General features: G+C 73.3%; 8 protein-coding genes and 1 pseudogene. 2 read left to right on the top strand and 7 right to left on the bottom strand.

Features of this window, described 5'->3' with window-relative positions:
- Positions 1 to 5: 5 nt before the first annotated feature.
- From ACIRPK_RS33990 to ACIRPK_RS33975, 4 genes are all read right to left on the bottom strand, one after another.
- Entirely contained in the window at positions 6 to 371 is a 366-nt protein-coding gene (locus ACIRPK_RS33990) for a helix-turn-helix domain-containing protein (protein WP_403046037.1), read from the bottom strand.
- Positions 372 to 921: 550 nt separating this feature from the next.
- Positions 922 to 3,891, bottom strand: a complete 2,970-nt coding sequence (locus ACIRPK_RS33985; protein WP_403046034.1) for a helix-turn-helix transcriptional regulator — start codon at positions 3,889 to 3,891, stop codon at positions 922 to 924.
- Between the two features lie 91 nt (positions 3,892 to 3,982).
- Positions 3,983 to 4,186 carry a hypothetical protein gene (locus ACIRPK_RS33980; protein WP_403046032.1) on the bottom strand — a complete coding sequence of 68 codons (204 nt, stop codon included), beginning with the start codon at positions 4,184 to 4,186 and terminating at the stop codon, positions 3,983 to 3,985.
- A gap of 64 nt (positions 4,187 to 4,250) precedes the next feature.
- Entirely contained in the window at positions 4,251 to 7,469 is a 3,219-nt protein-coding gene (locus ACIRPK_RS33975) for a type 2 lanthipeptide synthetase LanM family protein (RefSeq protein ID WP_403046029.1), read from the bottom strand.
- 148 nt (positions 7,470 to 7,617) lie between these two features.
- Between ACIRPK_RS33975 and ACIRPK_RS33970 the strand changes: the two genes are divergently transcribed.
- On the top strand, positions 7,618 to 8,415 hold the full coding sequence (locus tag ACIRPK_RS33970; RefSeq protein WP_403046026.1) for a BTAD domain-containing putative transcriptional regulator: 798 nt from the start codon (positions 7,618 to 7,620) through the stop codon (positions 8,413 to 8,415).
- A 165-nt stretch (positions 8,416 to 8,580) separates the two neighbouring features.
- Here the strand turns inward: ACIRPK_RS33970 and ACIRPK_RS33965 are convergent.
- The 3 genes and pseudogenes from ACIRPK_RS33965 to ACIRPK_RS33955 all read right to left on the bottom strand — a co-directional run.
- A pseudogene (locus ACIRPK_RS33965) lies at positions 8,581 to 9,672 on the bottom strand (MFS transporter); the annotation flags it as partial.
- Positions 9,669 to 12,416 (bottom strand): class III lanthionine synthetase LanKC, encoded by a 2,748-nt coding sequence (gene lanKC / locus ACIRPK_RS33960; RefSeq protein ID WP_403046023.1) that lies wholly within the window; start codon positions 12,414 to 12,416, stop codon positions 9,669 to 9,671. The pseudogene ACIRPK_RS33965 and the gene lanKC, both read right to left, overlap by 4 nt.
- Positions 12,417 to 12,770: 354 nt before the next feature.
- Positions 12,771 to 13,160: a transposase gene (locus tag ACIRPK_RS33955; RefSeq protein WP_403046020.1), complete on the bottom strand. Its 390-nt coding sequence runs from the start codon at positions 13,158 to 13,160 to the stop codon at positions 12,771 to 12,773.
- A gap of 80 nt (positions 13,161 to 13,240) precedes the next feature.
- On the opposite strand from ACIRPK_RS33955, the gene ACIRPK_RS33950 reads away from it, so the two are divergent.
- Positions 13,241 to 13,387 carry a hypothetical protein gene (locus ACIRPK_RS33950; protein ID WP_403046017.1) on the top strand — a complete coding sequence of 49 codons (147 nt, stop codon included), beginning with the start codon at positions 13,241 to 13,243 and terminating at the stop codon, positions 13,385 to 13,387.
- Positions 13,388 to 13,592 lie beyond the last annotated feature (205 nt).

Raw genomic sequence — 13,592 nt, 5'->3', positions numbered from 1 at the left:
CGCCGTCAGGGCCGGACTGGGTGGTGGTGGGCATCGGGTCGGCCTTCCGCGAGCAGCACGACCGGAACCGGCGCGGAGGCCGGCCCCGACGCCCGGGCGGGCAACCGGACGCGGCCGGCCCTGCACGGCGCGATCGTGGATGTCCGGGCGGTGGCTCTGTTCACGGTAGGACGGAGTCGGTTCGTCATGGCTTCGGGAAGCACCTGTCGATCGGCAGCGCCGTCCTCGCGCCACTGCCGGCGCCAGCGCTCCGCCGAGCGCACGCTCACCCGCAGCGCCGCCGCGATCTCCCGGCTCTTCTCCCCGGCCTCGAAACGTTCCACGGCCTGCTGCCGGATACGCTCCCGCGCAGCTCTCTGCGCGTCGGTCAAACCGCCGCCCTGTGCATACCTCACAGCACACGACTACACCCGTCCGAGCGACATCACGGACTCAACTTCGGTACGCGCGGAAGGTCTTCAGCTTGTTGATCGCTCGTTCGACGGTGTTGCGCTTCTTGTAGCGGTCCTTGTCGAAACCGGGCGGCCGACCCCTGCCCTACCTCGTCGGACCCGGTTGGCCGCCTGATCGGCCTTCTCCCGGATGGCGTGGCGGATTCCGGGTCTGCGCAGGTGGCGGCGGGTTTGGCGGTTGCCCTAGCCCTTGTCGACGCTGACGCTGTCCGGCTTGGTACGCGGCCTGCCACAAGTCAGCCGCGGCACGCAGATCCCGTCCATGACCGGCTCGACCTGGGTGCGGTCCGCGCACTGTCCGGGCGTGATGACCAGCGAGAACACCCGGCAGCGGCCGTCCGGTGGATCTTGGTGGTGAACCCGCCGCGAGAGCGGCCGAGCGCCTCACCTCCCGCACCACCTCCGCCAGCCGGTAGGGCCGGTGGACCGACGTGACGAACGGGCCAGGGCACTGCCCCGGGCCCGTTCGTCATGCTGCTCCGGCCGTTTCGGTCGCGTAGTCGCACAGCGCCGCCCGGTGCGGACAGCCGGTCTTGGCCAGCAGACTCGCCACGTGCTTCTCCACCGTACGGGCGGAGATGAACAGCCGTCCGGCGATCTCCTGGTTGCCCGGCCGGGTGCCGAGGAGCAGGAGCACCTCGTACTCCCGGGCGGTCACCCCCTGCCGTCGCAGGTCCGCCGGTATCCGGGCGGTGCCACCGCGCCGCTGCCCGACCGGCGCACCCGCTCGGCGCAGCAGGTCGCGGCAGGTGCTGGCGACTACCGGGACGGCGGCCTGGTGGAAGTACTCCTCCGCCTTCCGCAGCCACTCGACCGGCTCGCCCCAGCCGTCGGCCAGCGCGGCCTGAGCGGCCAACCGCAGGCCCAGGTGCCCGGCCATCGGGAACAGCCGGGCCGCCTCCTGGGCCTGGACCACGGCGGTCCGCGCCTCGCCCGCCCGCCCGCTGCGGCCCAGGTGGACGGCCAGGGCAAGCCGCTCGAACTGCCGGTTCCAGGGCAGCCCCGCCGCCGGCTCGGCCGTCACCGCACCATGGTCCTCGGGGTCCGACCGCCCGGCGAGGGCGAGGAGCAGGGGGCGCAGCCCGTACCGGCCGTTCAGGTAGAAGAGCGATGGGTGCCGCTCCTCCCAGATGAGCGCCTCGTCCAGCTCGGCAAGCGCTCGCTCGTGGTCCTCCTCCAGGAGCGCGCAGACCGCTCGGCTGCCGTAGACCAGCGGCTGCTGGAGCGACTGCCCGCCGCCCCAGCGGCGGAACTCGGCGAGCTCCTGGTCGAGTTCGCGCCGCCGCCCCTGGTGGGCCGCCAGCGCCGCCCGGGTGAGCAGCACGTAGCGATGGTTGTCGGCGTTGCGCAGCCGGGCGGTGGGCGCCAGGCAACGGCCCGTCAACTCGCGGGCTGCGGAGTACTCGCCGCGCAGCACGGACTGCATCGCGAGCGTGGCCTCGGCGCCGTGCATCAGCGCCAGGGCGCCGTGCCCCACCGCTGCCCGGTAAGCGCGTTCCAGGCGGCCGGAGGAGCCGGTGCGCATGAAGTCGTTGGCGCCCAGCCGCAGCATGGTGCCGATCTGCCAGGTGGTCAGCCCGTGCACCGTCGCCAGTGCCAGGCCACGCTCCAGGCAGGAGTCCGCCTCGGCGAAGCCCTGGTGCCTGGCCAGCAGGGCGAGCAACTCCCACGCCTGACAGGCGATCTCGGGTGTTCCGAGGCGCTCGGCCGCCTCCGCCGCCTGCCGGGCCAACGCCTCGGCCCGGGACCTCCGTTCGACCCCGTCGGTCCCCTGGTCAGCCAGGATGAGGTGCGCCTCGACCACCTGCACCGCCGGGATGAGCGCGGTGCTGTCGAAGCGGCCCAGCAGCCCGCGCACGCGGTGGACTTGCGCGGCCGCCTCCGGGTGGCGGGCGGTGGTGACGGCGGCCCAGGCGAGGCGGGAATGCAGGGCGGCGAGTCGGTCGACGGCCAGCGCCCCCGAACCCGTCTCCGGCAGCGACTCCACCAGGGCCAGCGCCCGGTCCAACTGCCCGGAGTCCACCAGGGTGTACACGAGTCGCTCGACCACCGGTGCGCGGTCGGCCGCCTGCTCCGGGGTGGTGAGCAGACTCTCGGCCCGTTCCAGGAGGTGGATCGCCGAGTCCACCGCGCCCGCGCCGAGTGCAGCCCGGCCCGCCTCCGCGTATCGCCGGGCCGCAGCCGTACGGTCACCTGCGGCAAGGCGGAGCGCAGCGGCCCGGGGACCCCACGCTCCGGGGAGCCCGGGGTGGGCCAGCTCGATGACATCGGCCGCCCGGACCGCGATCGCCGCCCGTTCGGAGGGCAGCAGCCCGGCGAGCAGCGCTTCGGCCGTCAGGGCGTGGCGGAACTCGTACCAGTCGGCCACCGGGCCGCTCGGGGAGACGAGTTGGGACTCGATCCCGGCCCGGAGGTGGGCCAGCAGTTCCCTGTCGTCCAGCCCGGTGACGTCTCGCAGGACGGACAGGGAGAACCGGCGGCCGAGTACGGCGGCGGTCTCCAGCAGGGTCCGGCCCACCGGGCCGAGCCGGGCCGCCCGCTGGGTGACGCTGCTCACCACGGTCCGTGGGACGTCGATGGTCAGATCGCCCCGGAGCAGCCAGTCGCCATCCGGCCCCCGGTGCAGAGCGCCGGCCGTGACCATCCCGCTGAGCAGCTCCTCGACCACGAACGGGTTGCCCCCAGCGTCCCGGACCAGCCGGTCGGCCACCTCCGACGGCAGGATCCCGGCCCCGGGCGGGCGACCGGAGGCGGCCGCGAGGGCGCTCTCCGCCAGGTCCGCCACTTCCTGGTCGGTCAGCGGCACGAGCTCGGAGAGCAGGGCCGCTCGGCGGCGGCCGAGCGCCCGGGCCAACTCCCCGGCCTGGCCCTCCTCCGGCCGCAGCGTCGCCAACAGTAGGACCGGCAGGCCGGGCAGGTGGTCGCAGAGATAGTCGACCACGGCCAGGGTCTCGGCATCGGCGTCGTGCAGGTCCTCCAGGACGAGCAGACATCCGCCGCCCTGAGGTGACGTCAGATCCCTCGTGGTAACGGCCAACAGGCGCAACACCGCCTCGGCCGTCTCGACCACCGAGGCCGCCTCTGCCGAAGCCCCGGCCTCGCGCCATTCGGGTAACAGACCCGCGAGGGCGGAGCGGTACGGAACCAGTTCCAGGTCCCGCGGAGGTCCGCTGACCCGGAACAGCGAGTGCAGCGCCTCGGCGATCGGCCGGTAGGGCATGGTGACGCTGCTGCTGGTGCCGGCCCGACCCCGGAGCACCGTCAGGCCGCGGGTGAACGCGCGGTAGGCGCACTCCGCGGCCAGCCGGGACTTGCCGAGACCGGCCTCCCCGAGCAGGAACACCGCGCGGCCCCGGCCGGCCCTGGCCGCGGCCAAGCTCTCGTCGAGCAAAGCCAGTTGGTCGTGGCGTCCGAGGAGCGTCGGCGAAGTGACGAGCATACGCGGATGCTAACGGCGTCGATACGACCTGCCAATACGGCCTGCCCGCAGCTGCCGGCCGACCGGTGCCACGCGCTCGGCGGGGCCGCCGTCAGCCGTAACTCACGGTGTAGAGCGTCTCGATGACGCTGCTGTCGTCGCCGCTGGCGGCGGTCAGACCGGCCAACAGACGGGCACGACTGCCGACCGGGGACCGGCCCGGCAGCCGGATCTCGCCGGACGGGTGCTGACCGGACGGGGACTCGTCGCGGAGGGCGGGGTTTCTCCAACTGCCGAGCAGTGACTCGCTGTTCATCGGTCCTCCTGGGTGGGAGAGGTGGGTGCGGGCTTTGTACGGGCGGGCGCTCCGGACGGCGCGGTCAGCGGGCCGGCCAGCGCATCAGCAGGGCGGAGGGGACTTGTGGGCCGAAGCCGAGCCGAAGCAACCCGTAGCCGATCCCCGCGAGGCCGTTGAACAGCCCCGGGGTGACCACGGCGTGCGGGGTCCCGCAGCGGGTGCCGCTGCGGTCGATCGCCGCCAGCAGGGCTCCGGCTCTGGCGAACAGCACGGCCGGGTCGGCCTGACCCGTGGCGGTGGCCGCGAGCATCAGCTCCAGTGCCCCGGTCTCGCCGTGGCAGAGGCTGTGGTCGTCCAGGGCGGGAGCCGTGGCCACCGCCCGCGCCACCAGTGCGGCGGCCCAGTCGGGGGCGGCTGACCTGACTGTGGCCGGCCCGGGTAGGCCGGTCGGCACGGCGGTGAGCCGACCGACCGAAGCAGCGGCGCGGTCGACGGGAGCGGCGCGCCCGCCGGTGAGGTCGGCCCAGCTGTCAGCGAGGGCCAGCGCGGTACCGAACGGCCCGTCGCTCCACCCGCGGCCGAACGGGCCCTCCGCGTGCCGCACGCCGGCCGCGGCCAGGGCCGCCAAGCCGGCCGCCGTGTAACGGGCGCCGCCGGTGCCGCCGTACCGCAGCAGCGCCCAGCCGATCCCGGCCGCACCGGTGTCGAGGCCGCCGTCGGGCAGGCCGGCGACCGCCCGGGCCGCGAGCTGGTCGGCGCAGAGCCGCGCGGTGGTGGCGGCCCGGGGTGAACCCGTGGCCTCGTGGACCGCGAGCATCGCGGCCAGGCAGCCCGCCCTCCCGTCGATCACCGTGGGATCGACCGGCGAAGTCCCCTGCGGCGAGGTGCCGGTGATGCCCCGGTCACCATCGCGCCGGTCCGCCGGCAGCGCGGGGTCGGTCCGTCCGGGCGAGGCGGCCACGGCGGCGGCGGCGGCGGTGAGGTCGACCGCCCTGGACAGCCAGCTGTCCAGGGCGGGGTCCCCGAGGAGCGGAGCCAGGCGGCTGAGGGCGTACGCGATACCGCCGAGTCCGGCATAGCCGGGGCCCACGGTGGACAGGGCGGTGGGCTGTTCGGCCAGTGCGGCGAGCACGGTCGGCACCGGGGTGACCGCCCGGCGGGCGACTGCGGCGTACCGCTCGACACCGGTCAAAGCGGCGAGCTGCGCGAGGAACAGCGCGGTACCGCAGTATCCGTACGGCAGTCCGGCGCCCTGCGGCAGAACGGCCCAGACCCGGCCGTCCAGCGGCTCCAGACCTGGCCAGTTGACGCGCCGTCCGTTGCTCTGCGCGGCCACCACGAGTTGGTCGGCGATGCCGCAGGCGGCGGCCAGCAGCCGCTCCTGGTCCGGCAGGACGGCGGCGGTCGAGCCTGGCGGCGGCAGCGGCCGGACGGCGCCGGTTCCTCGGGAGGCCAGGGTGCCCCGGGTGGCCAGCGTCGCCCGGATCACCCACTCCTGGTCGAGCCGGTCCGCCCGGCCCAGCCCGAGGAGGCGGCGCTCGGCCCGGGCCAAGCCGGTCTCCCGGATCAGCCCTCGCAACACCAGCTGACCGATCGTCAGCTGGTCCGCCCCCGGCAGCGTGCGCAGCAACGGCACGTCGCCCTCCCAGAGGCAGGCGAGTTCGGCCGCCACCAGTGGCCGCAGCACCTGATCGGCCGCGGACTCCCGCCACAGCGCGTCGAACACCCGGTCCCGGTCGAGCGCGTCGTACAGCACGTCCGGGTGGGTGGACTCCTCCAGCAGTGCGGCGTACCAGCGGGTGGCCCGCAGCACCACCCGGGTCTCGTCCGCCGCGAAGCGCGCCAACAGACCTTCCGGTCCGCAGAGTTCGGACCGATGGCCGATGAGGACGTCGTAACCGAGGCGGAAGCCCGCGACCAGGTCCTCGGTGTAGGCGACAGGATCGGCATCGGCGCCGTCCAGCTGCGGCCGGTTGGCTGCTCCCCGGAACACCCCGGTGGTACGGATCAGCCGCATCTCGTCGGTGTCCGGCGCGTCCCAGCCGGGGATCTCGTCCGGCAGCGGCGCGCCACGGTCGCCGCCGAGCGCGGACACGTCCAGCGTGCCCTGCTCGCCGGTCAGCAGGGCGGGCAGCAGGGCCGTCCCTCGCACGGACGCCTCCAGCGCGGCGAGCGCCGGGTCGTCGGTGGTGGTGCCGGCCAGCGTGGGCTGGAGCAGCGTCTCCAGATCGATCGGCACCGGGTGGCCGGCACAGGCGATCAGGTTCTCGACGTGCAGATCGGTGCCGCCCAGGCCGTGGAAGAGGGCGAGCAGCGCACCGAGCCGCTGGTAGAACTGCCGTACCTGCGCCCGGCTGGTGCAGGGCGCAGGCGTCACGTACTCGACCCAGCCGTACCCGGGCCGTTCCACAACCGCCAGGGTGCGGGGGCCGAGCCCGGGCAACCGGGCGCCGTACCACTGGGCCACCTCGTTGAAGTGCCGGTGAACCGCGAGCGGGCGGGGCTTGTACACCACCGTGGCGCCGCTCGCGAAGCGCAGCAGTGCCACCGTGCGACCGCCCTCGTGCGGATCCCCGCTCCCGGTCCGCACCTCGACCAGCGGGCCTGGATCGGTACCCGCGAGCAGCGTCTCGACCAGGGCGGGACGGTCCGCCTCGTACCGGGCGAGCAGTTCGGCCCATACCTCGACGCTGCGCTCGCACTGCTGCGCGAGCAGCCGGGCCAGCACGGGGTACTCGACGACCAGGGCCCGCAGACCCGCCCGGGTGGAGCTGCCGCGGAGGAAGTCGGCGAACCGCTGCTGCGGGGTCTCGCCCGCGAGGCGACCGGTGACCCGGGCGACGTTCAGCTCCAGCACCAGCGAGCGGCGGGCCAGGGCGACCAGCGCGGCGCTCAGTTGGGTACTGAAGCAGCGCCGCAGTTCGGCGGCCGGCGCGGGCAGCCGGGCGGCCGCCCGCTCGACGAACGGGGCGAGGACGGTGGCGAAGCCCTGCTGCCAGCCCGACACCGGATCGAGCGGAGCGGTCAACGGGGCGGCGCTCAGGGCTTGCTCGACGGTGGCCACCCAGGCCGGCCGTTCGATCCGGCCGACCAGCTGGTCGGCCGGTTCGGCCGCCAGGGCGTGCAGGTCGTTCTCCGTCAGCCCCAGTTCGGCGAGGCGCTGCCGAAACTGCGAGCCTGACGGGTAGTCGGCGAGCCAAGCGCTGACCAGCGCGGTCCCCTGCGCGTGCCGCGGCCGACCGCCCGTCATCCGCTCGGCGAGCGAAACTCCCTTGGCCCACCAGGCCGCCGTCTCGGTCATGAGGATCACTCTGTCAGCGCGCCCGCACCCACGGTATGGGGGACGGCCCCCATATTCGGTGGGATCGCGGAGCGGGCCGCTCGGCCGGACGGGAATCCGGGGGCGTGCTCCCATGGGCCCTCGACCCCGGCGGGACCAGTCTGAGGGCATGACCCTGAACTGTCCGGCGAACACAGCCGAGCACCCGAGGCTCAGCGTTCTGGGCCCGCTGTCCGCGACCGTGCACGGCCGCCCCGTCCGCCTCGGCGGCCGACGCCCCCGAGCCCTGCTGGCGGCCCTGATCCTCGCCGAGGAAGCTCTCGTCCCCGAGGAACAGTTGATCGACGCGGTCTGGGGGGACAACCCGCCCGAGAAGCCACGTCAGGCCGTCCACACCTACGTCTCCGACCTGCGCCGGGTGTTGGAGCCCGGCCGACGGGCCGGTGAACGGCCCGCCGTACTGCTGCGCGGCCCGTCCGGTTACGCGCTCGCGATCGGCGCGGCGGCGGTGGACGCCCGGAGGTTCGCCGAGCTGGTGTTCGCCGCCGACTCCGCCGGGTCACCGGGCCGTGCCCTGGAACTCGCCGACCGGGCGCTCGGCCTGTGGAACGGTCCCGCCTACGCGGACCTCATGGACGCACCCTTCCTGGCAGCCGAGATCGGCAGGCTGGAGGAACTGCGCTCGATCGCCTCGGAGCGGCGGGTCTCGGCCCGGTTGGCCCTCGGCGACCACCGGGTCTCGCTCGTGGAGAGCCGGGCACTCACCACCGAACACCCGCTCCGCGAGTCCGGTTGGGCGTTACGGGCCCTGGCCCTCTACCGTTGCGGCCGACCGGCCGAGGCCCTGCAGATCCTCGGCGCGGCCCGCCGGCTGCTCCGTGACCAGCTGGGCACCGATCCCGGCCCCGAACTGGCCTGCCTCACCCAGCGTGTCCTGGCCCACGACCCGGCCCTGCTGCTGAGCTGAGCCCTCCTGTTCGGGAGCAGGGCCCGCCAGACCGACACTGCGCAGAGTGCTGCTCCCGAACGCGACCACCCCCCCGCCCACCAGAAAAAGCACGGCGACCACCGTGAGCGCGCTCCCCACCCCGCCCTGCTGCACGATCAGGCCCGCCCCGAGCGGGGCCAACGGCTGGAGCGAACCGCCGACGAAGGAGGCGGCACCGCTCACCCGCCCGTACACGTCCTGATCCACCGTCAGCAGCGTCGTGGTGCTGATCGCCGCGCCCGCCACCGGCCCGGCGAACAGCACCACGGCCAACCCGGCACCGAGCGCGACCGGCCCGCCCACCAGGGCTGCGGCCGTGACGGCCAGCAGCCGGACGAGGCAGACGGCCAGCAGCAGGTGGTACAGCCCCGACCGCCGCAGCGCCCAGGGGGCCAGCACCGACCCCGTCAGCCCGGCCGCTGCCGCCGCGCTCAACGACAGGCCCACCCCGCCGCCACCCGCCTCCGGGCGCAGCAGCAGGACGAACAGCAGCATCGAGACGGCGAGGTTCGTCACCACGCCGTACCCGACGGTGGCACGCAGGAACGGGGTGTTCCGCAGCACGGACAACCCGCGCCACACCCCCGTCCAGGTACGCCGCCCGGACGTCCCCGCCTCCCGGGCGCCTCCTGCGGCGCCCGGCACGGGCCCCGGCGGCAGACCGTGGACCGCGGCGAACGACACCGCGTACGAGAGCGCGTTCGCCGCGAACGGCACCGCCCGTCCGAGCGAGAAGAGCAGGCCGCCGAGCACCGGGCCCAGGATGCTCGCGGAGTAGCCGCGGATCTGGTTGGCCGCCACCGCCTCCGGGAGCCCGGCGGCGGGCACGACGGCCCGGAGCATCTTGGCCGCCGCCGGGTTGAAGGCCATCGCGGCCGAACCCTGCACGACCACGACGGGTATCAGGAGCCAGAGCGGCGCCGTCCCCAGCCGGACCGCCACCGTCACCAGGACGGTGAGGGCCAGGCGGATCGCGTCGCAGGCCAGCATCAGGCGGCGTGGGCGGACCCGGTCGGCCACCTGCCCGGCCGGCATCGAGGCCAGCCAGGTGGTGAGGAAGCCGACCGTGCCGAGCAGGCCCGCCGCCTCTGCGGATCCGGTGACGGCGATCACCGTGAGCGGCATCGCCACGGTGACGACCGAGCTGCCGAGATCGGAGGTGAACTGCCCGATCCACATCCGCCGGAAGGCCGGATTGGCACCGAGGACGGCCAGCCGACGGCCCGTCGGACTCATGGCAGCAGCTCATCGAGGGTGAAGACGTTGTTGGTCCGGCCGTGCGGACGGGCCCGGCGCAGCCGGTCGAGGAAGAGCCCGACCCCGATCGAGCCGGTGGCCAGGTCCACCGTCTCGCGCAGCGCCTGCTCCCCTGGGAAGACCACTCCCTCGGGGCGGTCGATCCGGCTCAGCAGGATTCCGGCCGCGGTGCGCCCGGCCTCGGCGAGCCACCGTTCCTCGCCCAGGAATTCACCCGCGTCCAGAAGCAACTGGCCGATCCCGGCCAGGCCGTGGAAGAACTGCGGCAGTACGGCGTACTTCGCCACGACGCTCTCCACCAGTTGGGGGACGAGCTCGGCCAGCTCCGGCTCCGGGAAGACCGCCAGCCAGCGCAGTGCCACCGTCGCCACCCCGGCCGTGCCCTCGTCCCAGTAGGTTCGCAGCACCCGGTCGTGCGCCAGCTCCTCCCCGGACCGTCCGGTCCGCCGGAAGGCCCACCGGCACCCGGTCAGCTCACGCTGGGCGAGCTCGAACTCCAGTGCCTCCCGGCCGAGTTCGCGCCAGCGCCGGTCACCGGTGGCGAGGTGCAGGTGGAGCAGGAAGAGCGCGGGCCCGCTGCCGCCGTACCCGTAACCGACTCTGACCACGCCCGGTACGTCCGCTGCGTCCACCCTGTCCGCCGCGTCCGGCTCCGGCCAGCGCACCCCGTGTTCGTCCCGCACCGCCGAGGCGGCCAGCGCCTCTCCCGCCGCGACGGCGTCAGCCAGGTATCGAGGGTCGCCCTGACGGTGCCGGAGCCGCAGTGCGGCCAGACCGTAACCGGCCGCGCCGTACAGCAGGTTGTGGGTGGCGAAGCGCAACGGGTGGGCCCGGGCGCGCTCCATCAGGGCAGCGGCGGCCTCCGGTCGGCCGAGCTCGTCCAGCACCCAGGCGATACCGCTCTGCCCCACGAAGAGACCGGGCGGGTACTTCTCGGAGTTGGCGTCCCGGGCGAGCACCCAGGAGACCAGTCTCGGCGGCACCGAGCCGCGCAACGCGTGCAGCCCGTGCAGCACCCCCGCGGCCCCGTAGGCCACCGAAAGCGGGTTGGTCTCGAAGACCATCGGGTGCGCCGGGAAGAGCCGGTCCGTCCGCTGCTGGTCGGCCGTGGTCTCCGCGTACCGGACGATGCCGTCCAGCACCTCGCCGAGCCCCGCGTCATCGAGGCCCGGCACCACCTCGGCCCCGGTACCGCGCCCGGTGGCGGGCAGTGCGAGCGGCACCGGTGCGAGCCATGACTCGTCGAAGGGCAGCGCGTCGATCCGCTCGACCACCTCGGCCCCGGTCAGCGTGCCGTCCTCGGCCGTCTCGTCCATCAGGTCCTCGATCAGCTCGACCAACGAGGCGGGGAGCGCGAGGTCCGCGGCCAGCCCCCGCAGGAAGCGCGGCAGGGCCGGTCGGTGGAAGCCGATGGTGTTGTTCACCACCATCAGCGAGCTGAGGATGATCGCTCCGACGGTGTGCCAGTCGTGCGCGCGGTCGTACCGTCCGGTGGCGACCATCCGAGGGCTTGCCAACCCGACGGTGTGCACCCCGAGATGGACGTCCTCTCCCTCCCGGACGGCCGTCTCCAGGTCGATGATCGTGATCGACTCGCCCCCGGGCTGGACGATGACGTTCGTGTAGGAGAGGTCACCGAGCAGGATGCCGCGCTGGTGCGCCAGATCCACGGCAGTGGCGATCTGCCGCCAGAGCGGACGCAGCATCAGGTAGTACGCCTTGAGCGCGTCCGGGCCCAACTCTCCTGTGACGAGCGGGTTGTTCATGATGCAGTGTCGGCCGAAGTGGTTGCCCTCGACCTTCTCCTCGACCAGAAAGGCGTGCTCCCACTCGTGCAGCAGGGCCAACGGCCGGACGAAGAGCCCCGTGTCGGCCAACTCGGTCAGCAGACGGTGCTCCTTGGCCAGGAGTTCGTCGCACGGCACCCCGGGGCGCCCGCTGGTGACCCCGGGCCGGGCCTCCTTGAGCACCACCTCGGTGCCGGTCTCGGTATCGGTGGCCAGGTAGACACCGCCCCGGTTGTTGAACATGAGGGCGGACCGGGGAAGGTACCGCCCGCCGAGCAGCCCGCCGTCCTTCTCGGGCTCGGGCGGGAAGGGATCCTGCACCCAGTCCGGCTTCTCGTACCAGGGGCGGCGGTAGTCCGGCACCAGGGTGCCGTCCGGCCGGGCGATCTGCAGATCGGAGACACCGTCGGGGCGCAGCTGCTTGATCGCGGCGAAGCCGCCGTACCGGTAGTAGACGCCCTTCGAACCGGGCCAGCGCCGGTCGGTGAGGACGTAGGGACCGGTCCGGCCCTCCAGCGCGGCGGCCAACTCGGCGCCCACCGAACGGAACTGGTCCTCGTCCACCGGATACACCGTGAGGAACTTGCCGCTCGCGGTCCGGGAGAACCCCTTACCACTCCCCCGGTCCGCCGAGTGCGGATCGATCTGGAACTTGAACGGCACCTTGGACGCGCACAGCACCGGCAGTGCGAGGCGGAGGATCTCGGTGCTCTCTCCCTCCAGGGCCGTGATGTGCAACTTCCATCCCTGGCGCGGAGTGGTGACGCCCGGCGGGGCGGCCATGAACCAGGTCCCCCGGCGCGAGGTCTGCCAGCCGTCGCCCGCGGCGGCACGGAGGACCGCCAGGTGCTCGTCGGTCGGCACGTGGCGGGCGGAGATCTCGTACCAGCGCGGGTGGACCGAGACGTAGTGCTGGAGAGCTTCCCAGGAGAGCATGGCGTAGGGCTCCGTTCTGAACTGTCACTTCTGTCTGCCGGTTGTCGATCGGGCACGGAGACGAACGGGTCGCCGTCCGGTGCACACAGCGCCCCGGACGGCGACTCGTCAGGCGGAACGTCAGCAGCTGTGGCTGTCGCAGCTGCTCAGGCTGATCGCGTCGTCGTCGAGGCGCTCGACGCCATCGGCCGAGTCCAGCTTCTGCAGGTCGAGGATCTTCGCCATGTCAGTCACATCCTTCTCTTCGTTTTCCGGCCGGCTGTTCCGGCCGACGAGAGATACGAAACACCCACCCGCTCAGAGCCCACTCAGAACCGACTGAGCCTTTTCAGGCTCTCCTGCTTGATGTGTGGGTCAGGCTGTGGCGTGTTGGCGCCCGGGTAGTTCGGGGCGGTCGCCTCCGAGGGTGAGCATGACGAGAGCGATGACCGCGTCGGCTGTGCGGAACCCGAAGCCTCGGCGGATGATCAGCCGGGTCTTGGTGTTGGTGGACTCCACCAGTCCGTTCGACAGTCGCTCGACCAGCGCGTTGACGATGGCCTCGCGGTGGCGGCGGACCCTGCGGCCGAGCTCGACGAACGCCTCGATACGGCTGCGCCGTGCCCACGACAGCCACCGGCCCAAGGCGTCGACGGCCGCCCGGGCGTCCTGCTCGCGGGCGATGGCGAAGACCGTGCGCAGGCCCTCCTTGAGCAGGTAGGCGCGGTGCAGCCGGGGGTCGGAGGACCGGCTCGGCAACTCCATAGGGAAGGTGGGGTGTTGGCGCTGGGATCGGGGGCAGGCGGTCCTGCGCCGGAACGGTCTCTGAGCTGGAGGACCCGCACATGATGCTTCTGCTGATGCTCGCCCTGCTCGCGATGGTCGTGGTCGCGGCCGCCAACGCTGCCAAGAGCCCGAGCGGACGACACCGCGGCGCCCGCCGGCTCACGCCCGCCCACACCGGCCACCACCCCGCCCGCCACGCCCGCTGAACACGCGACAACCCCACCTGGGCGGCCTGCCGCGTTCACCAGGAGACACCGCGGCTCATCCTGCGCCGTATCAGGCTCGACGACGCTCACGCCCTGTCCGCCTACCGCTCAGTGGACGTTAAGTCCCTTTTCTCTCCGTTCGTGATCGCTCGTACGTGTGAACGTCGGCTGTACTGGCGTGCCTGTCGTGGTTCGGGTGATGTTC

The sequence above is a fragment of the Kitasatospora sp. NPDC101801 genome (assembly GCF_044766665.1).
In the GTDB taxonomy this organism is placed as follows: domain Bacteria; phylum Actinomycetota; class Actinomycetes; order Streptomycetales; family Streptomycetaceae; genus Kitasatospora.
The sequence above is the reverse complement of the archived record's forward strand: the minus strand, read 5'-3'. Positions and strand labels throughout refer to the sequence as shown.

What these genes read in the sequence shown, in the direction of transcription:
- ACIRPK_RS33985 (WP_403046034.1), bottom strand. Translation starts at nt 3,891, where the DNA reads ATGCTCGTCACTTCGCCGACGCTCCTCGGACGCCACGACCAACTGGCT.
- ACIRPK_RS33975 (WP_403046029.1), bottom strand. Translation starts at nt 7,469, where the DNA reads ATGACCGAGACGGCGGCCTGGTGGGCCAAGGGAGTTTCGCTCGCCGAG.
- ACIRPK_RS33970 (WP_403046026.1), top strand. Translation starts at nt 7,618, where the DNA reads ATGACCCTGAACTGTCCGGCGAACACAGCCGAGCACCCGAGGCTCAGC.
- ACIRPK_RS33955 (WP_403046020.1), bottom strand. Translation starts at nt 13,160, where the DNA reads ATGGAGTTGCCGAGCCGGTCCTCCGACCCCCGGCTGCACCGCGCCTAC.
- ACIRPK_RS33980 (WP_403046032.1), bottom strand. Translation starts at nt 4,186, where the DNA reads ATGAACAGCGAGTCACTGCTCGGCAGTTGGAGAAACCCCGCCCTCCGC.
- lanKC (WP_403046023.1), bottom strand. Translation starts at nt 12,416, where the DNA reads ATGCTCTCCTGGGAAGCTCTCCAGCACTACGTCTCGGTCCACCCGCGC.
- ACIRPK_RS33950 (WP_403046017.1), top strand. Translation starts at nt 13,241, where the DNA reads ATGATGCTTCTGCTGATGCTCGCCCTGCTCGCGATGGTCGTGGTCGCG.